A 24,053-nucleotide genomic window follows, 5' to 3' on the forward strand; every position below is an offset into this window, starting at 1 on the left:
CAATTGAAGGGATAGTCTTGATTGCTCGTAGGATTTTCCTTCACCAGGACAGAGCCGCGCCCAGGGTTACTCCGTCGTACTGGGGCTCCAGAACGCCTGAACCACAAGCGTCGATCTGGAAATTCGCGCGACCAGTGCGTCCAACTCGTTACCGTCCACCGAGGTCACCGCCAGGGTCGCCTCGATTTCCACTTCCTCACTGCCGAACGGGCGCACATCGACATCACTGGCCGGGTAGTTGCAGCGCGCCAACTCAGCTTCCAGCAACGCCAGCACCGCGGTTTGCTGGGTGCGCCGGGCGATGACATAGAGGATGTTGGTGACCTCCGCCGACACCACATCCAACGGCTGGCGGTTGATGTTATTGACGATCGGTCGCAGCAAGGTGTTGGCCGCCAGCACAAACAGCGTACCCAGCAACGCTTCAAGCACCAGATCGGCACCGGCGCACGCCCCCACCGCGGCCGATGCCCATAGCGTGGCGGCGGTGTTGAGCCCGCGCACGTTACCTTCTTCGCGCATGATCACGCCGGCGCCGAGAAAGCCGATGCCCGACACCACATACGCGACCACCCGCACCGCCCCTTCCGCACCGCCCAGGCGGTTAGCCATATCCACGAAAATCGCCGCCCCTACCGCCACCAGCACATTGGTGCGCAGCCCCGCCGTGCGCTGACGGTACTGACGTTCCAAGCCAATCAAGCCACCGAGGATAAACGCGGCGGTGAGACTCACCGACGTGTCGATCAGGGAATCGAGGTTGATGTTGTTGATTGCTTGCATAGGAAATCGTCCCTGTTCATTGCCAGCCAAACTTACGGATGTAGTAGCCCTTCACCGCCTGGGTCAGCGCCATGTACGCCAGCAGAATCACCGGCAAAAACACAAAATACAGCGACGGCAACGCCTGCAATTTGAAGTAGTGCGCCAGTGGCCCCATCGGCAGAAAAACCCCCACGGCCATGATCACGCCCGTCATCACCATCAACGGCATCGCGGCACGACTTTGCAGGAACGGGATTTTCGGCGTGCGGATCATGTGCACAATCAGCGTCTGGGTCAGCAGCCCCACCACGAACCAGCCCGATTGGAACAGCGTCTGGTGGTCCGGCGTGTTGGCGTCGAATACGTACCACATGAGCGCGAACGTGGTGATGTCAAAGATCGAACTGATCGGTCCGAAAAACAGCATGAAGCGTCCCACATCGCCCGGTTGCCAGCGCTGGGGTTTGGCCAGCATTTCTTCGTCGACGTTGTCGAACGGAATCGCAATCTGCGAAATGTCGTACAGCAGGTTTTGCACCAGCAAGTGCATCGGCAGCATCGGCAAAAACGGGATAAACGCACTGGCCACCAACACCGAGAACACGTTGCCGAAGTTGGAACTGGCCGTCATCTTGATGTACTTGAGCATGTTGGCGAAGGTGCGCCGACCTTCCAGCACGCCCTCCTCTAAAATCATCAGGCTTTTTTCCAACAGGATGATGTCGGCCGCCTCCTTGGCGATGTCCACCGCGCTGTCCACCGAAATACCGATATCCGCCGTGCGCAGCGCCGGCGCGTCGTTGATGCCGTCGCCCATAAAGCCCACCACATGCCCATTGGCCTTGAGCAGGCGCACGATGCGTTCTTTGTGGCTCGGCGTCAGTTTGGCGAACACGTTGGTGGTTTCCACGGCCTTGGCCAGCTCGGCGTCGGTCATGTCCTCGATGTCGTTGCCCATGAGCAGGCCTTGTTGTTCCAGGCCCACTTCGCGGCAGATTTTGGCGGTGACCAGCTCGTTGTCGCCCGTCAGCACTTTGACCGCCACGCCGTGGGCCTTGAGGGCTTTGAGCGCCGGCGCGGTGCTTTCCTTGGGCGGATCGAGAAAGGCCACGTAGCCGATCAACGTCAGGTTGTTTTCGTCCGCCAGGCTGTAGGTATCCCGCCCGGACGCCATCGGTTGCGCCGCTACGGCGACCACGCGCAGGCCTTCTTCGTTGAACGCGGCAGTGACCTGGCGGATGCGCGCCAGCAGGTCAGCGGTCAAGGCTTCGTTGGTATCGCCATGGCGCACGTTGTTGCACACCGAGAGGATCTCCTCCACCGCGCCCTTGCAAATCAACAGGTGCGGCTGGCCGCGCTCGGCCACGACGACCGACATGCGCCGACGGTTGAAGTCAAACGGGATCTCGTCGATTTTCTGGAACGCCGTGCCGACCTTCAGCTCGCGATGCACCTCCACATGTTCCAGCACGGCCACGTCCAACAGGTTTTTCAGGCCGGTCTGGTAGTAGCTGTTGAGGTAGGCCATTTCCAATACGTCGTCGGACTCTTGACCCCACACGTCCACATGCCGTGCCAGAAAAATCCTGTCCTGGGTCAGGGTGCCGGTCTTGTCGGTGCACAGCACGTCCATGGCGCCGAAGTTCTGGATCGCGTCCAGGCGCTTGACGATGACTTTCTTGCGCGACAAAAACACCGCGCCCTTGGCCAGCGTCGAGGTGACGATCATCGGCAGCATTTCCGGGGTCAGGCCCACGGCAATCGACAGCGCGAACAGCAACGCCTCGGTCCAGTCGCCCTTGGTGAACCCATTGATGAACAGCACCAGCGGCGCCATCACAAACATGAAACGGATCAGCAACCAGCTGACTTTGTTCACGCCCTGCTGGAACGACGTGGTGGCGCGGTCAGTGGCGGTCACGCGCTGGGCCAGGGCCCCGAAATAGGTGCTGTTGCCGGTGGTCAGGATCACCGCCGTCGCCGCGCCGGACACCACGTTGGTGCCCATGAACAGGATGTTTTCCAAGTCCAGCGGGTTGCGGGTGCTGGCGTCCTGCTGCTGGGCAAACTTCTCCACCGGCATTGATTCGCCAGTCATCGCCGCCTGGCTGACAAACAGGTCCTTGGCACTGATCACGCGGCAATCGGCGGGGATCATGTCGCCGGCCGACAGCACGATCACGTCGCCCGGCACCAGTTGTTTGATCGGCAGCTCAAGGCGCTTGGCTGCATCGCGGCGCAGCACCGTAGCGGTGTTGCTGACCATGGCTTTCAACGCATCGGCAGCCTTGTTCGACTTGGACTCCTGCCAGAAACGCAGCAGTGTGGAGAGCACCACCATCGAGAAAATCACCGTGGCGGCCTTCATGTCTTCGGTCAGCCAGGAGATCACCGCCAGCAAGGTCAGCAGCAGGTTGAAGGGGTTTTTGTAGCAGTGCCACAGGTGCACCCACCACGGCAGCGGCTGCTCGTGCTCGACTTCATTGAGGCCGTATTGCACCCGGAGGGCATCGGCCTCCTGGGTAGTGAGGCCTTCGACGTGGCTGCCCAACGTGCCGAGCAATTGCACGCTGCTGCTGTTGGCCGCCACCACCAGGGTTTGCGCCAGCGTTGGCGGTACTTCGCGGCTGACGCTGGCGTCGGTCACGGTCTCGAGCATGGCCAGGCGACGGAAATGCCGGGCGATGTGCCGGGTCCGCAGGAAGCCGGCAAAGAACTCTTTCAACAGAGTCAGGTTCATGGTGTTACTCCTGCGCGAGGAAAGACCGTCGTGCAGGTACCGCCCGGCCGCACCGCACCTGTCAGACAGGCACAGCCGGCTTGGCCCGCCCACCCAAAAGGCAGGCGCGTCCGTAGCATCCCGAGGTGACCCGGGTGCCGATCAGCGTCGATGAGAGAGGATCGAAACAGAGCCAGGACTGGCCGCTGTCTTGATGCCGCTTCTCGCGTTTAGTGGCGAGACAACGGCATCGGAAAAATGCGCGTTATCTTGCCAAGTCTGTGCCGGTTACCGAAACCGGCCGACGACTGTCACTTGAACAAGTACCCACTGAGGGTCTCCGCTATTGATGAAAACGCGCGAAGCTTACGCCGCGGTTTCTGGAGAGTAAACCGTAGGAAAGTTCTCCCACGCTGAATAAGAAAGTTCTTCAGGATGGGTTCAGGAAAGACATTTTGTGATCGTCATTCGACGCAACAGCCGAAACGGCTGTCATACCCACCTTTTCAGCTTTCCCGGCTGAGCCGACCCCGAGTTTCAGCCGGGATTCACCCGTTGCAACGCACAAAATAGCACCACAGTTCACCCCCCATGGATTCGTGCCCCCGTGCAAACCATCCACACTGTCTTGACGATTCGCCTGCCATTGCGGGTGCCAGTGGTGGTGAACATCGACACCCTCGAACGCATCGGCGGCGCCAATGCCCGCTGCATGCTGGCGCACGTGCATCTGCCCGCCCGCCCCTCATTTTAATAAGGAGTCTTGCCATGACCCGCTATATCGACGTCAACGACCTCAGCTATCTGGTTTCGCAAAAAGGTCTGCAAACCTGCATCACCGAGATGGCCGAGTACATCCGCGCCGACTACCTGCGCTGGCAGGATTTCGAAAAGTGCGCACGCCTGGCCAACCATTCAGCGGACGGTGTGATCGAGTTGATGCCGGTGTCCGATGCCTCGCTGTACGCCTTCAAATACGTCAATGGCCACCCGAAAAACACCCAGGCCGGCATGCTCACGGTGATGGCCTTTGGCGCCCTGGGCGATGTGGACACTGGCAAGCCGGTGCTGCTGGCGGAAATGACCCTGACCACCGCCATCCGCACCGCCGCCACCTCGGCGCTGGTGGCGCGCTACTTGGCGCGCGACAACAGCCGCAGCATGGCGCTGATCGGCAACGGTTCCCAGAGCGAGTTCCAGGCCCTGGCCTTCCACGCGATGCTGGGTATCACTGAGATCCGCCTGTTCGATATCGACGCCAAGGCCACCGCCAAGCTGGCGGCCAACCTCAAGGCCTTCCCGGCCATCAAGGTGATTCTGGCCGACAGCGTGGCCGAAGCGGTCAAGGGCGCGGATATTGTCACCACCGTGACCGCCGACAAGGCCTACGCCACCATCCTCACGGACGAGATGATCGAACCGGGCATGCACCTCAACGCCGTGGGTGGCGACTGCCCCGGCAAGACCGAGCTGGATCGACGGATCGTCGAGCGCGCCCGGGTGATTGTCGAGTACGAACCGCAAAGCCGCATTGAAGGTGAGATCCAGCACATGCCGGAAGACTCGCCAGTGACCGAACTGTGGCAAGTGATCAACGGCCAACAGCCCGGCCGTGAGAACGCGCACCAGATCACCCTGTTCGACTCGGTGGGTTTTGCCATCGAAGACTACTCGGCTCTGCGCTATGTACTGGACGTGGCCAAGGCCCTGGATATCGGCAGCGAACTGGAGTTGGTTCCGGACCTGGCCGATCCGAAGGATCTGTTCGCGCGCCTGGCCCAACAACCGCGCGCGCAGCAGAAAAAGCGCGCCTGAGACCGCTCTGGCCTGCCGGTTTACGCACTGGACGGGCCAGATTCTCGCGAGCCAAAGCCGATTCACTGGGTGGGACAGCCGATTCCGCTGCACTGGACCCGGCACTTGTAGGAGAAGTCCTCAAAGCCATACAGACGTTGGCCGAGGAAGGCCGTACCATGCTGATGGTCACCCACGAAATGGGCTTTGCCCGCCAGATGTACAGCCAGGTGCTGTTGCTGCATCAGGGCCGGGTCGAAGAAGGAGGCGGTATCCTCGACCACCCCAACAGCGAGCGATTGCAGCAATTTCTTTCCAACCGATTGAAGTGAAACCCATGGACACCAAGGCCAACGCCCCCCATACCTCCCCCGCACTGGACCGCATCGACGAGGCGATCATCGAAGTGCTGCGCCATCAAGGACGCATCACCTACGAAAAGCTCTCGTCGCTGGTGCACCTCACCCCAAGGCCCTGCCTGGAACGGGTGCGCAAGCTGGAACGACGTGGGGTCATCCGTGGGTACGGCGCGATCATCGATCTGCAGATGGTGTCGCCAGGCCTGTCGCTGCTGGTGCTGGTGGCTCTGTCCAACCAAAGCGGGCGCTCGGCGCAAAAGGCCTTTGAGGCGTGCATCAAAGCCTGCCCGCAGGTGTTCGAATGCCAACTGATCAGTGGGCCGTTCGACTACAGCCTGCGCATGCGCTGCCGGGACATGGAGCACTACCGGGTGCTCACCGAAACCTGGTTGAACAACGACGAGTTGCACATCGATAAGTTGGTGGCGCATCCGGAGTTGGCGGTGGTCAAAAACACCGCCGCCGCGTTGGGCTGAGCCTTACGAATGCCCATGTTCAATCGGGGGCGTTGATTTTTCGGCGACCCCATTGACCAGCACCGGGTGCACAATTCGCTTTCCTTGCCTTTCCCCTATCCGCCTGGCCTGCCCGTCCTTCTGCTTGCCCGTACGCGCCTCGCTGATCAACCCCGGTATCAACTTGCCCTCCGGCAGGTTTTTCCAGAACCGGCTCGGCAAGTGGCCTTCCATCACCTTAGGGTTCAGCCGTGCCGGATTGAAGATGTGGCTGTAGTAGGTCAGCCACATGGCACTGTGCGGGTCTTCAATATTCTGCGCCAACTGGCGCCAGGCTTCAGGACACTCGCGCTGATGGATCAGTTGCTCACCGTCGTAATACACCCCGTCCAATGGCGTGGCGATCATCCAGCGATGACGCCCCATGCGCCCGACAAAATGCTGGCTGGCTGATTTGAGGATGTCGTGGGCCGGCTCGTGCCACGCCACATACTCCGGCAACTCAAGCCCCGCCTCGGCGGGTAAGGCAATAAACCGCACAAATGCATGCAAATGATGGGCTTCACGGCTGACCTGTTTGATGCGGCGCTGCAACTCGCTGCCCAGCTTGTCTCCCGCAAGCATCGCCGTGCGGTCGCCATGGCTGACCCGCCACAATACTTCATACAACAGGCTCCACCGTTGGTCGCCGTGGTAACAGGCGGCCGACTCCAGCAATTGGAGCAGGGCCTTGGGAATGCGCGCCTGGAAAGGGCCCTGCCCTGGCGGGATCGGCTGATCGGTGGCAAACAGGTCCGCCACCTCAGCCTCGCCCCAGCTCACCTGGCTGGGGTCGATCTGGTGGCTGAGCAACCAGCGCGCCTGTTCGCGCCAGGTATCGAACACGTTGTCGCACTCCAGACTGATCATCCCCACAACCCCATCTGCTGCGGCTGCGGGCGGTCGCGTAACTGCTCGCGCAGCAACACGCTCGTACTTTCGGCCTGCTGTGGGTGGTAATCGCTGGTGATAAAAAACGGCTTGGCCTTGGCCAGCACGCAACGCATGCGCGCCAGGTCTTCAAAGCGGATCTTGCGTTCGCGGCGCAGGTCGACCAGACGCTGGGTAGTGCGCAGGCCGATACCCGGAATGCGCGCGATCAGCGTGGGCTCTGCACGGTTCAGGTCCAACGGGAACACCTCGCGATGTTCCAGGGCCCAGGCCAGCTTGGGGTCGATATCCAGGGCAAGGTGACCGGGCCCCTGAAACAGTTCGCCCGCGCTGAATCCATAGCTGCGCAACAGAAAGTCGGCCTGGTACAAACGGTGCTCGCGCATCAATGGCGGCGCGGCCAGGGGCACACTTTTCGGGCTGTTGGGAATGGGGCTGAACGCCGAGTAATCCACGCGGCGCAGCTTGAAGTTGCCGTACAGGGACTCGGCCCCGTGAAGGATGGTGCTGTCGTCGGTGTCATCGGCACCGACGATCATCTGGGTACTCTGCCCGGCCGGCGCGAAACGCGGTGCACGGGGTTCGTTGAATACAGTCTGTTCACCCGTGTAGATGGTCTGCATGGCCTGTTTGATCGAGCCGATCTGCTTCTCCGGCGCCAGGGTTTGCAGGCTGGCATCGGTGGGCAGCTCGATGTTCACACTCAGGCGATCGGCATACCGCCCGGCCTCGGCGATGAGGGCCGGGTCGGCTTCGGGAATGGTCTTGAGGTGGATATAGCCGCGAAAGTCGTGTTCTTCACGCAACAGTTTGGCCACCCGCACGAGCTGCTCCATGGTGTAGTCGGCCGAACGGATGATGCCTGAGCTGAGGAACAGCCCGCTGACGCAATTGCGTCGATAGAAATCCAGGGTCAGCGTCACCACTTCCTCCGGAGTGAAGCGTGCACGGGGCACGTCGCTGGAGCGGCGGTTGACGCAGTATTGGCAGTCGTAGAGACAGAAGTTGGTGAGCAACACCTTAAGCAGTGATACGCAGCGCCCGTCTGGCGTGTAGCTGTGGCAGATGCCCATGCCGTCGGTAGAGCCCAGCCCCGCTTTGCCCTCGGAGCTGCGTTTGGGCGCGCCACTGCTGGCGCAGGAGGCGTCGTACTTGGCGGCGTCGGCGAGAATGCTGAGTTTTTCGATCAATTGCATGGAGGGCTGCCAATACTGGTTTTTTGTACAGTATCAGTCAGCCCTCTGCGTCACAAGTGCACCCTGTCAGCTGGCGGTGGCCAGCAGCAGGTCGCGAACCGAATGAGCCGAGCCCCGGTGACGATGGTTTTCGTACAGCGACGCGGCAATTTCATCGGCGCGAATCGGCAAAATCGACAACAACGTGTCGCTCAAGCCATGACTGGCCTGACTGAAACCCTGGATATAGATGCCCGCCTTGCAGCGTTCGTCGGTGACGATGCGGTAGTCACGGGCCACTTCGAAGTCGCCCATGTAGGCTTCCAGCGGCGCCAGCAGTTCGCGGTGCATCTGGCGCTCGTAGCCGGTGGCGAGCACGACGGCATCGTAGTGATTGACGCTGACGGCGCCGGTGGCATTGTTGCGCAGCGTCAGTGCCACGCCCAGCGGGCCGGCCTCGGCCCTCTCGACCACGGTCATGGTGCTGAACGCATGGCGGGCGATACCGGAGACTTTCTGACGGTAGAAAATCCCGTAAATACGCTCGATCAGGTCCAGGTCGACCACCGAATAGTTGGTGTTCTGGTACTCGGCCACCAACCGCTCGCGCTCAGCGCCCACCTGCTGGAACACCAGGTCGGTAAAGGCCGGGGAGAACACTTCATTGACGAATGGGCTGTCATCCGCCGGTTTAAGCGCCGAACCGCGCAGGATCATGTCGACCTGCACCGACGGGTAGCTGTCATTGAGGTCGATAAAGGCTTCGGCCGCACTCTGGCCACCGCCGATGATGGCGATGCGCATCGCCTTGCCGTCCACACACGGCTGCTGCGCCATGCGGGCCAGGTACTGGGAGTGGTGGAACACGCGGCTATCGTCCTTGAGCGCCTTGAACGCGTCCGGTACCCGTGGCGTGCCGCCGGCGCTGACCACCACCGAACGTGTGGTGCGCACATGCTGTTCGCCCAGCGCATCGCGGGAGATCACGCGCAGCGCCTCGACCTGCTGCTGGTGCAGGATCGGTTCGATCGCCAGCACTTCCTCGCCATACCGGCCCTGGCTCTGGAACTGCGCCGCCACCCAGCGCAGGTAGTCGTTGTACTCCATGCGGCACGGGTAAAAGGTGCCCAGGTTAATGAAATCAACCAGGCGGTCATGGGCCTTCAGGTAATTGACGAAGGAGTAAGGGCTGGTGGGGTTGCGCAGGGTCACCAGATCCTTGAGGAACGAAATCTGCAGCTCGCTCTGGGTGACCAGGGTATTGCCGTGCCAGCGGTAGTCGGCCTGCTTGTCGAGAAACAGCGCATCCAGTTTGCCTTGGGTTTTCTCTCGTTCCTGCAGGGCGATGGCCAGCGCCAGGTTCGATGGGCCGAAACCGATACCGATAAGGTCGTGAACCGCGGGCGAAGCAATTGCCTGTGTCATTCCAGTGTCCTCTGGATAAGCCCCTTGGCGATGGGGCAGAAATACCTTCAAGACCTGCACAACAGGTCATGTGTTGATAGGAAACGAGGACAATGAAATAAAATTTAACCGATCAGCATCAGTGAGCGTCCCACTCGCGCATTCGCACCCGGCAATGCTTCATGGCGTTGACGATGTGTTTTTCCACCAGGGCCCGGGAAATGTTCAGGCGCCCGGCGATTTGCAGGTGCGTCAGGCCTTCCAGCTTGCGTAGCTTGAAGCTGTCGCGACAGGCCGCCGGCAACTCCGCCAGGGCGCGCTCAAGCAGCGCCAGTCGTTGGCTCTGGTCATGGCTGGCGTGGGGCGTGCTTTGGGAGAAACGCTCTTCGCTGTCGAGGGCTTCCAGGGGCTCATGCTGGCGCAGGGCATTGCGCCGATGGCCGTCGATCACCAGGTTCAGCGCCGTACGGTATAAAAACGCGCGAGGCTGCTCGATGGGTGCCGCGCTGGAGCGCTCCAGCACCCGGACGTAAGCGTCATGCACCACATCTTCGGCCACCTGACGGTTGCCCAGCTTGGCGTTGAGAAAACACACCAGCTCGCGATAGTAGCTATCCAACATGACTCCCGACCGCCGTAGAGGGCGGTATCCGTTCCTTGAGTGCCTGAAAATGTCAGCCAAATGCATAATGGCAGTTTGGGTGCGTGCAATTTATAGTAATTCTCACTTACTTTTAAAGAAGTCTTGCGCCAACCGTCGATTTTTTTACTCCTAAGAGCTATTACACGGTGTGTAACAGCCTAAATTGACGAGCATTTCTCTCGTTTAACTGTCAGCTCTGCGCAACTGCGCTCCGAACTTTCCTGGCTGGAACCTAAGCATGAAACGCCCTCGACCTGCCCGACGCGCCCTGCTAGTTGTGGCGTGCCTGATCCCCCTGCTCGCCCTGGCCGCCTGGCAGGTGCTGCCGCCGGGCCGCGACACGCTCACCACCGTAACGGTCACCCGCGCCGATATCGAAAGCAGCGTGACCGCTCTGGGCACTCTGCAACCACGGCGTTATGTCGACGTGGGCGCCCAGGCATCGGGGCAAATTCGCAAGATCCATGTCGAAGCCGGGGACCAGGTCCAGGAAGGTCAGTTACTGGTGGAAATCGACCCCTCGACGCAAAAAGCCAAACTCGACGCCAGTCGCTATGCCATCGAAAACCTCAAGGCTCAATTGCAGGAACAGAAGGCCCTGCACGCGCTGGCGCGCCAGAAATACCAGCGCCAGCAGCGCCTCGTCGCCGGCAACGCCACCCGTGAAGAGGATGTGCAAACCGCCAAGGCCGAACTCAGTGCCACCCAGGCCCGCGTCGACATGTTCCAGGCCCAGATACTCCAGGCCCAGGCCAGCCTGCGCAGCGATGAAGCCGAACTGGGCTACACGCGCATTTACGCACCGATGAGCGGCACCGTGGTCGCGGTGGACGCGCGAGTCGGCCAGACCCTCAACGCCCAACAGCAGACGCCGCTGATCCTGCGCATCGCCAAGTTGTCGCCGATGACCGTATGGGCTGAGGTCTCAGAGGCCGACATCGGTCACGTCAAACCCGGCATGACCGCCTACTTCACCACCCTCAGCGGCGGCAACCGGCGCTGGTCCAGCACCGTGCGACAGATCCTGCCGATACCGCCCAAGCCATTGAACGAAACCCAGGGCAGCGGCAGCCCCAACAGCTCCGGCAAAAGCGGTACCGGCCGCGTGGTGCTCTACACCGTGTTGCTGGATGTGGACAACGGCGACAACGCCTTGATGGCCGAAATGACCACCCAGGTGTTTTTTGTCGCCGGCCAAGCCAAGGACACCCTGACCGCGCCGGTTGCCGCCCTGACCGGCACCAGCAGCGCCGACCGGCAGATCGCCCGCGTGGTGCTGGAGAACGGCCGCATCGAAGAACGCGAAGTACGCCTTGGCATCAGTGATCGTCTGCGGGTGCAGGTGCTCAGCGGTTTGAGTGAAGGCGATCACCTGCTGATCGGCCCGGCCACCGGCACCGGGGGTTGAGTTGACCACGCCTCTGATCGAACTCAAGAACATCCGCAAATCCTACGGCGGCGGTGACAGCCCCCAGGTCGACGTGTTGCGTGGCATCGACCTGTCGATCCATGCCGGGGAGTTTGTCGCCATTGTCGGCGCGTCCGGCTCCGGTAAGTCCACGCTGATGAACATCCTCGGCTGTCTCGACCGCCCAAGCGTCGGCGACTACCTGTTCGCCGGCGAAAACGTCGCCCACCTGGACAGTGACGCACTGGCCTGGCTGCGCCGCGAAGCCTTTGGCTTCGTGTTCCAGGGCTACCACCTGATCCCCTCGGGTTCAGCTCTGGAAAACGTCGAAATGCCGGCGATCTATGCCGGTGTCAGCGCCGCCGAGCGCCATGCCCGCGCCCGCGCCCTGCTCAGCCGCCTGGGCCTGGCAGAGCGCACCGGCAACCGTCCGCACCAGTTGTCCGGCGGGCAGCAGCAACGCGTATCGATTGCCCGTGCGCTGATGAATGGCGGCCACATCATCCTCGCCGACGAACCCACCGGTGCCCTCGACAGCCATAGCGGCGCCGAGGTGATGACCCTGCTGGACGAACTGGCCAGCCAGGGCCACGTGGTGATCCTGATCACCCACGATCGCGAAGTGGCGGCGCGGGCCAACCGCGTTATCGAAATTCGCGACGGCCTGATCATCAGCGATTCCGCCGACGCCGACAGCGGCGCGCCAACCGTCAACAGCGGCGCACTGCAAGCCGTGGACCTGCGCCAACGGCTGGCCGACGGTGCCGAGCACAACGGCGCCTGGAAAGCCGAACTGATGGACGCGGTGCAAGCGGCCTGGCGCGTGATGTGGATCAACCGTTTCCGCACCGCGCTGACCCTGCTGGGGATCATCATCGGCGTGGCCTCGGTGGTGGTGATGCTGGCGGTGGGTGAAGGCAGCAAGCGCCAGGTCATGGCGCAGATGGGCGCCTTCGGCTCCAACATCCTCTACCTCGGCGGCTCAGCGCCCAACCCGCGCACGCCGCCGGGGGTGGTCACACTCAATGATGTCGCGGCGCTGGCAGCCTTGCCCCAGGTCAAGCGCATCATGCCGGTCAACGGCAGCGAGGCCGGGGTGCGTTTCGGCAATGTCGATTACGTGGCCTATGTGGGCGGCAACGACACCAACTTTCCGGACATTTTCAACTGGCCGGTGGTCGAGGGCAGCTACTTCACGGCAGCCGACGAGCGCGCGGGCGCCACGGTGGCAGTGATCGGCCATCGTGTGCGCGACAAATTGTTCAAAGGCCTGGTGGACCCCATCGGCCAATACATCCTGATCGAGAACGTGCCATTCCAGGTGATCGGCGTGCTCGCGGAAAAAGGCGCCGCCTCCGGCGACAAGGACAGCGACGACCGTATCGCCATCCCCTACACCGCCGCCAGCGTGCGCCTGTTCGGCAGTTACGACCCCGAATATGTGGTGATCGCCGCCGCCGATGCGCGCAAGGTCCACGAGGCCGAATTGGCCATCGACCAGTTGATGCAACGCCTGCACAACGGCAAACGCGACTACGAGCTGACCAACAACGCCGCGATGATCCAGGCCGAGGCGCACACCCAGAACACCCTGTCGCTGATGCTCGGCTCGATTGCCGCCATCTCGTTGCTGGTGGGCGGGATCGGCGTGATGAACATCATGCTGATGACCGTGCGTGAACGGACCCGCGAAATCGGCATCCGCATGGCCACCGGGGCCCGGCAGCGCGACATCCTGCGCCAGTTCCTCACCGAAGCGGTGATGCTCTCGGTGGTCGGCGGCCTGTGCGGTATCGCGCTGGCCCTGCTGGTGGGGGGTGTGTTGGTACTGGCCAAAGTGGCTGTGCAGTTTTCCCTGGTGGCGGTGCTCGGCGCATTTGGTTGCGCGTTGGTCACCGGCGTCGTATTCGGCTTTATGCCGGCCCGTAAAGCTGCCCGGCTCGATCCGGTTAAGGCATTGACCAGTGAATAAACGATGCATCCCTGCGCACCTGTCCCTCATCAGCCTGTGCCTGCTGCTCAACGCCTGCGCCGGCGACCCGCCCGTCGTCGACAGCGGCGTCGCGCCGCCGACCGCCTGGCAATTCGCCGAGCGCGACGCGGCCCAGGCCAGCAACAGCCAGTGGTGGACGCAGTTTGGCAGCCCGCAACTGAACCGTCTGATCGACCAGGCCAGACGTGACAGTTTCGACGTCGCCGCCGCCATGGCCAGAGTGCGCCAGGCACAGGCCACGGCAGTGATCGCCGGCGCGCCGTTGTTGCCCGAAGTAAAGTTCAACCTCACCGCCAGCCGCCAGAAGCTGCTGCGCGGCGAAGGTGGACCGAACCTGGACGTGTCGAAAAGCGATGACACCGAGGACGGCTTTGGCGCCAACTTTGCCGCCAGTTACGAAGTGGACTTCTGGGGCGGTCGCGCCGCCGCGCGCGACAGCGCCCTGCACAGCCTGCGAGCCAGCGCGTTCGACCAAGCCACCGTGGAGCTGACCCTGCTGAGCAACGTGGCCGACCGCTACGCACAAACCCTGGCCGCGCACCAACGCCAACAGATCGCCGAGCTGAACCTGGCCAATGCGCGCAACGTGCTCGACCTGGTGCAAACCCGCTATGACGCCGGCGCAGCCACCGCGCTGGAACTGGCCCGGCAGAAAAGCCTGGTGGCCAGCCAGCAGCGCCAGTTGCCATTGATTGCACAGCTTGCCGAAGAATCACGGATAACCCTCGCCGCCCTCCTCGGCCAACCGGTGCAAGCCCTGGACCTGGCCGCCGAGCCCTTTGAGGCCCTGACCTGGCCGACCATCGGCAGCGGCATGCCCAGCCAATTGCTCAGCCGCCGGCCGGACCTTGCCAAGGCCGAAGCCGAACTGGCAGCGGCGCAGGCCAACGTCACCGTGGCGCGCGCGGCCATGCTGCCGGCGGTCACCCTCGGCGCCACCGTGGGCTCCGACGCTTACAAGGCGCTGGATATCCTGCGCAGCCCCTACTACACCCTGACGGCCGGGCTGGTGGGACCGATCTTCAACAATGGCCGTTTAAGCGCCGAACGCGACAAAGCCCGCGCGCGCCAGGATGAACTGCTGCAAAGCTACCGCGGCGCAATCATCAATGGGTTTGCCGATGTGGAAAAAGCCCTCAGCAGCGTTACGCGCCTGGACCAGCAGCGCCACTGGCAGACAGAAGAACTGCAACAGGCTCAGACCGCCTTCCGGATCGCCGAAAGCCGCTATCAGGCGGGCGCCGAGGACCTGCTCAGCGTCCTGGAAACCCAGCGCACGTTGTACGCCGCCCAGGACCTGAACGTGCAGTTGCGCTTGTCACGCCTGCAGGCCAGCATCACGTTGTACAAAGCATTGGGCGGCGGCTGGCAAAGCGATATCCGATAAACGAAACTCAAATCTCCTACAGCGTCCGTCTTTTAACCCTACATTCTTCAGCCCCAGGTCCTTGGTAAAAAGCCGTTCTCACACGGCAGCCCTGGACCTCCTGATGACCGTTGCAAAACACCTGGTGTGGGGCTGCCTATGTTTGGCGGCGAGCCTTGGCCATGCCGAGCCGCTGATCAAACCCACCGCCATTGACTGGCTGTTGGACTGCCCCCTCCCCGCCGTGGAACGCCTGGACCCTGACGTACTGGCGCGCACCCAATGCGGCATCGTGAGCGTACCGCGCGATCATACGGCCCCCGGCCAAGGCAATCGGCGTCTCTACGTGACCCGAGTGGGCGCCCGCGACCCCTTGAGTCGCGAGGGGGTAGTCTTCGCCCAGGCCGGCGACCCGCCACAACGAAACGCAGTGGGCACCTTCGCCATTCAACTGGCCAGCCACTGGGGCGCGTCTTCGGCACAGGCCTATCGCACATTGCTCAACCGCTACGACGTGATCGAGCTCAGCTCGCACGACCTGAGCCAGGACAAGGGCGTTGAACAGGCCGCTCGCGACATGGAGTTCGTCCGCGTCCAACTGGGCGACCCACAACTGCATTACCTGGGCAACGCAGCAGCGACACGCCTGGGTGACCATTACGCCGCGCTGTTTCCCGAGCGCATCGCGCGCATGGTGCTGGTCAACGGCGAGGGCAACAGCCTCAGCGCGCCTCAGGTCGAACAATTGCACCTCAAGGAGCCAACCAGCCCAGGGACCAGCGGCTGTGCAGCCCGATGGATCGGGGTTTTTCTGGCGTACGGCAAACGGCCTCCTGCGTCCACCCGCTGCGTGGATTCAGGTGTGGGGCGATAGATAGAACATCGTTTACGACGCAACCTCACTCAACAGCTGGCAGCCTGCGTGATCTGTGGGTTGGCCGTCCGGGGATAGCGCGGTGCATCCCCCTTCGCTATCGGCCTATAATTCGCGCTTCATTTTTTGTGGTACGGATTGTTTTAGATGGCATTCACAAGGACCGTTGTGGCGAGTGCACTGCTCGCCATCCTGCCAGCCATGGCCTGCAGCGCCGCGCTGGATCTGACTTACACCGCGCCCGCGACTGAGCCCCTGACGACCGAACCGGCGGTGCAGTCCAGCTCGCTGTTCGCCATTCAACCTCCGCCCTCGCTCACGCTCGAATACAGTTGCGAGGGCCCGCAGTGCCAATACGAAACCGATATCGACAAACGCCACGAAGACCAGACGACCCGACGCTGGTCCATCGGTATTCAATAGCCCGTCGCGCGAGAACACCGCTTTATGATCAGTTGGTTCAAGTCGATCCGGCGCAAGCCGTCGCCGCAATCCCTCGCCCAGGTCATCCTGAGTACCCGCCTTTACAAGCGCAGGACGCGGCTGCTGTTGGTGCTGATCATGGTGAGCATCGCCATCAACTACCTGTTGCTGATCTATGAGGTGTTTCAGCCCGCCGACCAGACCAACCCGGCGGTGTATAACCTGATGATCTCCGAGGAGTTCCGCCAGAACACCGACCCGCTGTTCGACAAACTCAAGGCCTACAACCGCGAGCCGAGCCAGGAGCGCCTGGATGCACTGTCCAGTTTTATCGTGCCGGACCGTGGGCATCTATGGATATACGTCAGCCTGAAGTTTCAGCTCGTTCCCCAGGGCGAAAAAGCCGACGGCACACTGCCCCGCTATCGTTACGAACCGCAGATCACCCTGCGACCGGCCTTGTCGGGCCTGTTGCTGTTTGTCCTGCTCGAAATCATTTTGCTGCTGTTGTTGATCTACGCCAGCCTCAAGGAGCCGACGGCCATCGTGGATTTCGAAGAGCGCCAGCTGGCCCGCTTTTTTGACGATGAACCCGACGCCCCCGCGCCTTCGCCGCTCGATACCGTCCGGCATCTACTCCAGCATTTTCATCGCTTCTGCCTGGCGCTGACCCATCGTCACGATGGCCGCACGGGCCTGTCGGTGCATAACGAATACGATGTGCAGGACCTGTTGCGCGCACTTCTGAGCCTGCATATCGCCGACCTGCGTGCCGAGGAGCCCGTGCCCAGTTGCGCAGGCGCCTCATCGCGCATGGATTTTCTGCTGCACGATATGCAAGTCGGGGTCGAAGTGAAAATGACCCGCGCGGGGTTGAAGGACAAGCAACTGGGCGAACAGTTGATCATCGACATCGCACGCTATGCCGCACACCCGCGGTGCCGACGGTTGATTTGCTTCGTCTATGATCCCGGCTACTTGATCCGCAATCGCCAGGGTTTAAGCGAGTATGTGCTGCGCCAGGGGCATCAGATCGATGTGGAGCTGATTTTTTCGCCGGCCTGAAGGCTACACTGCGTGGCTGAGCCACTTGCGAGAGATGTATGGATATCGAACTTGCACGCACTTTCCTCGAAATCACCCGCTGCGGCAGCCTTGCCGCCGCGGCCGAGAAATTGCACGTCACCCAGACCGCGATCACCGCACGAGTCAAAAACCTCGAAACCCAGTTGGGCTGCACGCTGTTTGTGCGCAACCGCGCAGGTGCGCGGCTGACCGCCGACGGCGAGGCGTTCGTGGTTTACGCCAATCAGTTGCTGCAAACCTGGGAGGCCGCGCGCCGCGATCTGCCGTTGCCCGACGGCTATTGCAATGTGCTGCACATCGGCGGCGAGGTCAGCCTGTGCAACCCGTTGATGCTCGGTTGGGCCCAGGCCCTGCGCGAACAGATTCCCGGGCACGCCCTGCGCACAGTCGTGCGCGAAGGCGAATACCTGCTGCGCCAACTGGAGCTGGGTGTGCTTGATGCGGCACTGGTGTTCCAGCCGCAATACTGGCCGGGCTTGCAGGTGGAGCAAGTGCTGGAAGAAAAACTGATCCTGGTGCAACTGGTGAGTAACCCGGCCCCATACGTGTACATCGACTGGGGCCCGGGCTTTCGCCAGCAGCACGATGCCGCCCTGCCCGACAAAGCCCGTGCCGCCGTGAGTTTCAATCTGGGGCCGCTGGCCTTGCAGTACATCCTGGAAAACGGCGGCGCCGGTTACTTCCGCACACGGGTGGTCCAGAGCTATCTGGACAGCGGCGTGATGGAGCGTGTAGCCAAGGCGCCGGAATTCAGCTTTCCAACCTACCTGGTGTATTCCCGTGCACGGGACTCAGCGGTGTTGCAACAGGCGTTGGAACTGCTGCGCGGCGTGGTCAAGGCCGACAGTGATTGGTCGCAACGTTGGGACCCGCTGATTTAAGGCGCAACACATCAGGTCACGTTCAAGCACTCGCAGATTCCCGGTTGCCCACTAAGCTCAGCCTCCGGCAACAGCACGCTGAGCTTCTCGCCATGCGCCGCGAGGTGCGGCAGGGGAACAATTTCAAACGCCCCAACCCCCACGATAACCAGGAACCGCCATGAGCACTCGCCCAAGAAAACTGCGCCTGTGCTGTTTGTGTTGCTGCTGGCGGTGGTCGCCTTTCTGCTGTTGATGCCCACCCACGTGCAGCCGGTGAACTGGACACCGCCCAGGGCATGCTGATCAGCGGCCTGCATGATGGGCGCATCATTCGCACCGCGCCCGGCAGCCAAACCCTCGACGTACTGGCCAACACCGGCGGACGCCCGCTAGGGCTGGCGCCCAAGCCCATCAAGCGCAAAGGCTTTGTGTTGGAGCTCGATACCGAGGGGAAAGTCATCGCCAATTTGCAGGATGGCAGCGCCGGTAATTATTCGCCGGTCACCACCGCGTGCGAGTATGGCGACCGGCTGTACCTGGGCTCCTTGAAGAACACCAGCATGGCGCGCTTGCCGTTGGCGGTGGCACTGGCGCCATAACGCAAAAAGGGCATACAGGCGCGCGGCCTGTATGCCCTTAAGGTCAAAGAAAATCGCCCGTTAAGCCTTGGTGCTGCTCAACAAGGTCTGGTTGCACAGGTGACCGAAGCTGACGTAAGGCACATTGTCGCCGCCCACGCCGATCCCCGGATATTCCAGTACTTCCATGCGCCACACACCGTAGTTGAAGGTGGTACGCCAGGTGTTGTTGTAGCCCTGGGAGTAATGCACAAAGGTGGTCTGGAAATCACCGGAGCAGGTGCCCACGTTGATCGTACCGGCCGCTTCGCCGGCACTGTCGGTTGCCGCCGAATACGCCTTGTAGACGATGTTGCCGGTATCGGGGTTGATGTGCTGATCGAGATACACAATCGGGTGCAACCCCACCAGCGGCGCGCCGGTGCTGTCCGACAGGTTCATGGTCCAGGTCAGGTTTCGATAGGCCTGGGTGGTCATGTAACCGTAGCCCACATCGGACGCGGAATACGGGATGCGAATCACGCTCGGCTCGCCCTTCACGTCCGAGGTGTTGATGCGCGGGTTAGAACCCAAAGACAGGTTGTATTTTCCCGTCGCGCTCCACGCGTCACCAGGGTTGGGCCGCACACGCACCTTCACCACCCCGCCCACACCGGGGCTTGGGACAGAGGTGGATTTGAGTGCAGGGTCCACCTGCGCCCATTGGCTGCCATCCCATCGTTCCAGGATCCACTTGTTGCGCGTGCTGCCGCTGGCCGCATCGGGCGTCAAGGCAATACCCACGCTTTGGCCGCGCACTGCGGTGAAGTCGAAGTAATCCACATCATTGACGCTGTCCGCGTTGCCCTGGAGGTAGTTCAGCGTGTCCGGCAGTTGGAACGCGGTATCCGGGGTGTCATTGGGTTCGAACGCATCGATGTTGGCATCCACCGCCACGCCGAACTGGAAGCTCGAGCCCTGGACTGCCGCATTGGCTTCCATGAACCAGTAGTAATCACCGGCCGGCAGCACGCCTTCGAGGCTTTCATCGCCCGTGCCCGGATTGTCGGAGGTGCTCAGTGGAATCGGGTTGCCTTGACCATCGTCCTGGAACAGGGTCAACGCCATGTCGGTGCCGGCGGTCTGGCCGACCAACAGCGCATTGATCCGGGCCTTGCTCGGCAGGTTGAAGTGGTAGCACAGCAAATTGCCGGTCTGCACGCCGTTGATGGTGTACAGCTGGTTCACATCCAGCGTGGTTTCGCAGCCTTGAACCAACGCAGCCTGCACCGCCGTCGCCGACTGTGCGCTGGGCTTCTTGACCTGGGTCACGGGAGCTTGCGCGGGATGGTCCACCACCACCGAGTCAGCCTTGGCTTTCACGGCGGGCTGCGACTTTTTGAGTTGAGCACCCGCGCGCAGTTGCTGTTTGAGCCCCGCCGGCGCCTTTGTCGACTGGACGTTGCCAGCAGCTTTCAGGCTTTGTTTGATCGAAGGTTGGGCCGCTTGCGCCGCCAGATGAGGGTATTGCTCGGCCAGGGCAAAGGCCGACACGAAGCAGGAGGCCGCCACGGCTGCGCCCAGCATAAAGGCTTTTTTAGATTTCATTTTTTATCCATCCATAGTTAAAAAGTGAAGGTCAGGTGACATCCGGTCACCTGGGATGGAATCTAGCCAAATACTGTATGCATGTCCAGTATTTTATGTAGGAAATTTCCTCGCACCTAATACCCCGTCATCTCCAGATACCCCACTCCCCCCTCAAATCGCACCGGCCCTTCCCAGTAAGGAATACTCAGGTTCATCCAGGCGTTCGGGTTGACGGCTTCGGTGGTGATATCCAACTGCTTGGCCGGAATTTTCAGCGACCAGCGCGTTGGAACCGTGCGTCCGTCAATGGCCGTGGTTGCCAGCGGAGCCAGTTGGATGTCGGCGTTGTGCAGGGTCTCGGTGCGGCCCTGGCGGTCGATCCAGGTGCCGGTGAGATAGCCGCCGCCGTCCTGCTGCCGCACGCGAAACAGCATCAGTCGCTCACCATCGTCCAGGTGCAGGGAGAACCAGTCCCAGCCGGTCTGCTGGCTGCTCAGCGGCTGGCTGCTCCACTCGCGGTCGAGCCAGGCCGGGCCGCTGACTTGATAGGTGTGGCCATCGATGCTCACGCTGCCGCTCGCGGTAAAAAACGGCTGGCTGTAGTAGTACGAGGCCTGGCCCTGATCGGACTTTCGGCTGTAGCCGTTGTCGCCCTGCAACACCAACGGACGCTGGGAGGTCAGGTGCAAGTCGTAGGCGAATGACTTGCCGCTGGCGTTGAGTTGCATGTCCGCCAACGCATCCGTCGCCCCAGGACGGGTGGTGAAATTCCAGTCGTCGATCCAGGCACTGAACGGCGCCGCCTGGGCCCCGGCCTGGCCAACGCCGCCACGGGCCAGGCGTTCGGCGGCGTAGTGCCGGTTGGCGGAGGTGACCGCCGCGTGGCCGAGCCAGACCGTCGAGTCCTGCCAACCGGCCTGCGTCGGCCCAGCCTTGAGGGCGTTGCGAAACAGCGTCCATTGCACGCCAAACACGTTGCCCTGGGCGTCCTTGAGATTGGCGGTGACGTACCACCATTCGATCCGAAAGCCCTCGTGGGGGCCGTGGTCGTCGGGGAAACGAAAGACCTTGCCCGGCACCACCTGGGCAAAATCCGCCGCCTCACTGCCCAGGCCGGCGAAACTCGCCTGCGGCGCGGGGGCCTTGTCACAGGCGCTCAACAGCCATAACGCACACATCAGCAGCTTAATCTTCATGGGCGAAGGTCCGAAGCAAGTCCGTGGGCTGGCTGCGGTACAGCTGCCACAAGGGCCAGGCCGAGGCCAATAACGTGGCCAGCAGCGCCAGCCCCAGCAGCTGCGCCAACTGCCACGGGAACACCTGCAACGGCAGACGCCAGCCAAAGGCCTGCACGTTGATCACCGCGTCCAGACACCACGCCAGCAGCAGGCCCAGCGGCACCGCCAACAGCAGCGTGAGCACCGCCAACAGCCAGGTCTGGCCCAGGTTCAACAGCATCAATTGCCGGCGTGTCACGCCCAACGCCCACAGCGGCGCCAGTTGCCCGAGGCGGCTCTGGCTTTGCGTGAGCAGGCTGATGAACAACGCCAAACCGGCCACGCCCAAGGTCAGGCTGTTGAGGGCGGCGGTGGCGGCGAAGGTGCGTTCGAACACCTGGCTCGACCAGCCTTTGAGTTGCTGTTGATCGACGATACGGCTGTCCGTCAGGGCAAATACCCGCTGCACCTCGCGCACCAGCGGCGCCACATCGGGCGGTGCGACACGCAGGTTGAAACGTGCCGGCGAGAGCGTCGGCCAGTGCTTGAGCAGGTGCTGCGAATTGACCAGCACGTGACCCTTGGGGTTGCCATAGTCGGCATAGATGCCAACCACCGTGGGTGACCACACACCCTGCGGCGTCGGGATACCCACCGCATCCCCCAGTTTCACCGCGAGCCGCCGCGCCAACTGTTCGCTGAGCATCAGCGTGTCGCCGTGCTGCAACTGGTCCCACGGTGCATCAACCGCCTCCAGCAACGGCCAATGCTCGCGGTAGGTCGGGTCGTCGACCACGCCGAACAGGTCTGCCGGCCAGCCCTGCACCTGCACCGCGACCTGCCAAGTGGGCAGCACGGCGCGCACCAGGGGTTGTTGCGCCAGCCATTGGCTGAGCTGGTCGGCCTGGGCCGATGTCTGAGGGTTGAGGTACAGCTCGGCAGTGAGGCGTTGCTCCAACCAGTTGTTGAAGGTGTGGCGAAAACCGGAGGTCATGGAGCCGGCGCCGATGTTGGCGGCCAACGCCAGCAGCAAGGCCATCAGGGCCAAACTCAGGGCCGGTAACTGTTGCCGGCAATCGGCGAGAAACCATTGGCCCAGCACCGAGCGACTGCGTCCCAGCACAACCTTGAGCAAGCCGTTGAGCAACACCGGCAAGCCCAGCGCCGCACCGAGCAGCAAGGCGCCCATCAACACAAAACCCGCCGCCAGGCTGTCGCCCAGCCACAGTGCCAACAGCGCGATCAGCAACGCACCGCCCGCCACCCAACCCTGGCGCCGCAGCCAACGGCCGTGGGCCTCATGCCAGGCCTGGGCATTGGCCAGCGCCAGCAACGGTAAACGCGCCGCCCGCCACAGGCTGCTGGCACCGGCGAGCAGGGCCCCAAGCAGGCTCAAGACCAGCCCCGCCAGCCACCACCACCGGCTCAGGCTCAGTTGCCCCGGCACTTCAGCGCCGTACAGCCCGCGCAAGCTGGCCGCCACATCCGGCAGCAACAGGCTGGCCAGCACGTAACCGCTGGCGACACCCAGTACGCCGCCCAGCAGTGACAACGCGCCCAGCTCCACGCCCAGGCTGAAGATCAACAGCCGCGCACTGACGCCACAGGCACGCAAGGTGCGCAATAACCCGCGACGTTGCTCCAGCGCCAGGCCGATGGCGGCGTGCACGATGAACAGCCCCACCACAAACGACAGGAACCCCAGGGCATCGAGGTTCAGGTGAAAGCTCTCGGTAAGGCGTGCCAGGTTATTGTCCTCGGCCTGGTGCAGTTGCAGCGTGACAGGAGGCTTGGGGTCGCCGGCGGCGAAGGCCTTGTCCACCAGCAGGCGCGACAGCTGCCCCTGCATCCCGAGCAGCGGTTGGGCGAAACCGATATCGGTGAGCAGTAAACCGGGCGCCATGTCCGGCTGCGCGTGCAGCGGCGGCAGGCGCTGACCGTCGACTGTCTGCGGCTGCTGCCCCTCCTGCAAACCCAGCGCCTGCAGGGTTTGAGGCGCGATCCAGGTGCGCCCTGGCGGGTCAAAGAAGGCGAGCAGTTGCGCCTGGCTCAAGTGCTGCCCCGCCACCGCCCCGCCACCCGGCAGTGACAGCGGCTCGATGCCCATCAATTGCAGGCGTACGTCCTCACGCCCCGTGAGCTGCACCCGCCCCTGCACCACCGGCGACACCGGCCAGCCGGCGCGGCGCAGTTGGGCGAACAGCCCCTCGGGGACGCTGGCACCGTCCGGCGCACTCAGGCTGGCCTGGGCTTCGCCGCCGATCAACTGGCTGGCGCGGGCATAACTGTCGCGCGCCTGGCTGTTCAGCGCCTGCACCCCTGTCAACAGCGCAGTGGCCAGCCACAGGCCGGTGAGCACACTGAAAAACTGTACGGGATGACGTCGCCAATGGCTGAGCAAAGCGCGCAACGTCCAATAAAACACGGCCATG

General features: G+C 62.5%; 18 protein-coding genes and 3 pseudogenes. 12 read left to right on the forward strand and 9 right to left on the reverse strand.

Going from position 1 to position 24,053, the window contains the following annotated elements:
* Nucleotides 1-66: 66 nt before the first annotated feature.
* Both KZX66_RS12390 and mgtA read right to left on the reverse strand, forming a co-directional pair.
* Nucleotides 67-783 (reverse strand): MgtC/SapB family protein, encoded by a 717-nt coding sequence (locus KZX66_RS12390; protein ID WP_248079712.1) that lies wholly within the window; start codon nucleotides 781-783, stop codon nucleotides 67-69.
* 16 nt (nucleotides 784-799) lie between these two features.
* Complete coding sequence (gene mgtA, locus KZX66_RS12395; protein ID WP_248079714.1) at nucleotides 800-3,505, reverse strand: magnesium-translocating P-type ATPase; 2,706 nt, start codon at nucleotides 3,503-3,505, stop codon at nucleotides 800-802.
* Between the two features lie 634 nt (nucleotides 3,506-4,139).
* On the opposite strand from mgtA, the pseudogene KZX66_RS12400 reads away from it, so the two are divergent.
* The 4 genes and pseudogenes from KZX66_RS12400 to KZX66_RS12415 form a co-directional block, all read left to right on the forward strand.
* Nucleotides 4,140-4,238: pseudogene (locus tag KZX66_RS12400) on the forward strand (amidinotransferase); the annotation flags it as partial.
* A 14-nt stretch (nucleotides 4,239-4,252) separates the two neighbouring features.
* Complete coding sequence (locus KZX66_RS12405) at nucleotides 4,253-5,299, forward strand: ornithine cyclodeaminase (protein ID WP_248079716.1); 1,047 nt, start codon at nucleotides 4,253-4,255, stop codon at nucleotides 5,297-5,299.
* Nucleotides 5,300-5,382: 83 nt separating this feature from the next.
* A pseudogene (locus KZX66_RS12410) lies at nucleotides 5,383-5,610 on the forward strand (histidine/lysine/arginine/ornithine ABC transporter ATP-binding protein); the annotation flags it as partial.
* 5 nt (nucleotides 5,611-5,615) lie between these two features.
* Nucleotides 5,616-6,113, forward strand: a complete 498-nt coding sequence (locus KZX66_RS12415) for an Lrp/AsnC family transcriptional regulator (protein ID WP_248079718.1) — start codon at nucleotides 5,616-5,618, stop codon at nucleotides 6,111-6,113.
* Nucleotides 6,114-6,116: 3 nt separating this feature from the next.
* Here KZX66_RS12415 and KZX66_RS12420 read toward each other — a convergent pair whose 3' ends face one another.
* From KZX66_RS12420 to KZX66_RS12435, 4 genes are all read right to left on the reverse strand, one after another.
* The gene (locus KZX66_RS12420; protein WP_248079720.1) at nucleotides 6,117-7,001 is read right to left on the reverse strand and encodes a TIGR03915 family putative DNA repair protein; all 885 of its coding nucleotides are present in this window, start codon (nucleotides 6,999-7,001) and stop codon (nucleotides 6,117-6,119) included.
* A complete protein-coding gene (locus KZX66_RS12425) occupies nucleotides 6,998-8,218 on the reverse strand; it encodes a putative DNA modification/repair radical SAM protein (protein WP_248079722.1) in 1,221 nt (406 codons plus the stop codon). Before KZX66_RS12425 ends, KZX66_RS12420 begins: the two co-directional genes overlap by 4 nt.
* A gap of 66 nt (nucleotides 8,219-8,284) precedes the next feature.
* On the reverse strand, nucleotides 8,285-9,622 hold the full coding sequence (locus KZX66_RS12430) for a SidA/IucD/PvdA family monooxygenase (RefSeq protein WP_248079725.1): 1,338 nt from the start codon (nucleotides 9,620-9,622) through the stop codon (nucleotides 8,285-8,287).
* A gap of 118 nt (nucleotides 9,623-9,740) precedes the next feature.
* The gene (locus tag KZX66_RS12435; protein WP_282445905.1) at nucleotides 9,741-10,289 is read right to left on the reverse strand and encodes a sigma-70 family RNA polymerase sigma factor; all 549 of its coding nucleotides are present in this window, start codon (nucleotides 10,287-10,289) and stop codon (nucleotides 9,741-9,743) included.
* Nucleotides 10,290-10,482: 193 nt separating this feature from the next.
* Between KZX66_RS12435 and KZX66_RS12440 the strand changes: the two genes are divergently transcribed.
* The 8 genes and pseudogenes from KZX66_RS12440 (at nucleotide 10,483) to KZX66_RS12475 (ending at nucleotide 18,856) form a co-directional block, all read left to right on the forward strand.
* Entirely contained in the window at nucleotides 10,483-11,652 is a 1,170-nt protein-coding gene (locus KZX66_RS12440) for an efflux RND transporter periplasmic adaptor subunit (protein WP_248079727.1), read from the forward strand.
* A gap of 1 nt (nucleotide 11,653) precedes the next feature.
* Entirely contained in the window at nucleotides 11,654-13,624 is a 1,971-nt protein-coding gene (locus tag KZX66_RS12445; protein ID WP_248079729.1) for a MacB family efflux pump subunit, read from the forward strand.
* Between the two features lie 7 nt (nucleotides 13,625-13,631).
* Entirely contained in the window at nucleotides 13,632-15,032 is a 1,401-nt protein-coding gene (locus KZX66_RS12450) for an efflux transporter outer membrane subunit (RefSeq protein WP_248079770.1), read from the forward strand.
* A 103-nt stretch (nucleotides 15,033-15,135) separates the two neighbouring features.
* Nucleotides 15,136-15,885: an alpha/beta fold hydrolase gene (locus KZX66_RS12455; RefSeq protein ID WP_248079731.1), complete on the forward strand. Its 750-nt coding sequence runs from the start codon at nucleotides 15,136-15,138 to the stop codon at nucleotides 15,883-15,885.
* Between the two features lie 147 nt (nucleotides 15,886-16,032).
* Nucleotides 16,033-16,308: a hypothetical protein gene (locus KZX66_RS12460; protein ID WP_248079733.1), complete on the forward strand. Its 276-nt coding sequence runs from the start codon at nucleotides 16,033-16,035 to the stop codon at nucleotides 16,306-16,308.
* 24 nt (nucleotides 16,309-16,332) lie between these two features.
* A complete protein-coding gene (locus KZX66_RS12465) occupies nucleotides 16,333-17,373 on the forward strand; it encodes a hypothetical protein (protein ID WP_248079735.1) in 1,041 nt (346 codons plus the stop codon).
* Nucleotides 17,374-17,411: 38 nt separating this feature from the next.
* Nucleotides 17,412-18,275, forward strand: coding sequence for a LysR family transcriptional regulator (locus tag KZX66_RS12470; protein WP_248079737.1), 864 nt, complete (start codon nucleotides 17,412-17,414; stop codon nucleotides 18,273-18,275).
* 160 nt (nucleotides 18,276-18,435) lie between these two features.
* Nucleotides 18,436-18,856 (forward strand): annotated as a pseudogene (locus tag KZX66_RS12475) (hypothetical protein).
* A 60-nt stretch (nucleotides 18,857-18,916) separates the two neighbouring features.
* Here the strand turns inward: KZX66_RS12475 and KZX66_RS12480 are convergent.
* The 3 genes from KZX66_RS12480 to KZX66_RS12490 all read right to left on the reverse strand — a co-directional run bounded on the left by KZX66_RS12480 (nucleotide 18,917) and on the right by KZX66_RS12490 (nucleotide 24,052).
* Entirely contained in the window at nucleotides 18,917-20,422 is a 1,506-nt protein-coding gene (locus tag KZX66_RS12480) for a hypothetical protein (protein WP_248079739.1), read from the reverse strand.
* 116 nt (nucleotides 20,423-20,538) lie between these two features.
* Nucleotides 20,539-21,600 (reverse strand): lipocalin-like domain-containing protein, encoded by a 1,062-nt coding sequence (locus tag KZX66_RS12485; RefSeq protein ID WP_248079741.1) that lies wholly within the window; start codon nucleotides 21,598-21,600, stop codon nucleotides 20,539-20,541.
* Complete coding sequence (locus KZX66_RS12490) at nucleotides 21,590-24,052, reverse strand: ABC transporter permease (RefSeq protein ID WP_248079743.1); 2,463 nt, start codon at nucleotides 24,050-24,052, stop codon at nucleotides 21,590-21,592. Before KZX66_RS12490 ends, KZX66_RS12485 begins: the two co-directional genes overlap by 11 nt.
* Between the last annotated feature and the right edge of the window lies 1 nt (nucleotide 24,053).

It is taken from the genome of Pseudomonas sp. EYE_354 (assembly GCF_023148575.1).
Taxonomy (GTDB): Bacteria; Pseudomonadota; Gammaproteobacteria; order Pseudomonadales; family Pseudomonadaceae; genus Aquipseudomonas.

Bases quoted from the DNA above. Each gene is read 5' to 3' on its own strand.
- KZX66_RS12435 (WP_282445905.1), bottom strand. From the start codon at position 10,289: ATGCATTTGGCTGACATTTTCAGGCACTCAAGGAACGGATACCGCCCT.
- KZX66_RS12420 (WP_248079720.1), bottom strand. From the start codon at position 7,001: ATGATCAGTCTGGAGTGCGACAACGTGTTCGATACCTGGCGCGAACAG.
- KZX66_RS12465 (WP_248079735.1), top strand. From the start codon at position 16,333: ATGATCAGTTGGTTCAAGTCGATCCGGCGCAAGCCGTCGCCGCAATCC.
- KZX66_RS12485 (WP_248079741.1), bottom strand. From the start codon at position 21,600: ATGAAGATTAAGCTGCTGATGTGTGCGTTATGGCTGTTGAGCGCCTGT.
- KZX66_RS12405 (WP_248079716.1), top strand. From the start codon at position 4,253: ATGACCCGCTATATCGACGTCAACGACCTCAGCTATCTGGTTTCGCAA.
- KZX66_RS12415 (WP_248079718.1), top strand. From the start codon at position 5,616: ATGGACACCAAGGCCAACGCCCCCCATACCTCCCCCGCACTGGACCGC.
- KZX66_RS12470 (WP_248079737.1), top strand. From the start codon at position 17,412: ATGGATATCGAACTTGCACGCACTTTCCTCGAAATCACCCGCTGCGGC.
- KZX66_RS12490 (WP_248079743.1), bottom strand. From the start codon at position 24,052: ATGGCCGTGTTTTATTGGACGTTGCGCGCTTTGCTCAGCCATTGGCGA.
- KZX66_RS12480 (WP_248079739.1), bottom strand. From the start codon at position 20,422: ATGAAATCTAAAAAAGCCTTTATGCTGGGCGCAGCCGTGGCGGCCTCC.
- KZX66_RS12430 (WP_248079725.1), bottom strand. From the start codon at position 9,622: ATGACACAGGCAATTGCTTCGCCCGCGGTTCACGACCTTATCGGTATC.
- KZX66_RS12425 (WP_248079722.1), bottom strand. From the start codon at position 8,218: ATGCAATTGATCGAAAAACTCAGCATTCTCGCCGACGCCGCCAAGTAC.
- KZX66_RS12390 (WP_248079712.1), bottom strand. From the start codon at position 783: ATGCAAGCAATCAACAACATCAACCTCGATTCCCTGATCGACACGTCG.
- KZX66_RS12440 (WP_248079727.1), top strand. From the start codon at position 10,483: ATGAAACGCCCTCGACCTGCCCGACGCGCCCTGCTAGTTGTGGCGTGC.
- mgtA (WP_248079714.1), bottom strand. From the start codon at position 3,505: ATGAACCTGACTCTGTTGAAAGAGTTCTTTGCCGGCTTCCTGCGGACC.
- KZX66_RS12460 (WP_248079733.1), top strand. From the start codon at position 16,033: ATGGCATTCACAAGGACCGTTGTGGCGAGTGCACTGCTCGCCATCCTG.
- KZX66_RS12455 (WP_248079731.1), top strand. From the start codon at position 15,136: ATGACCGTTGCAAAACACCTGGTGTGGGGCTGCCTATGTTTGGCGGCG.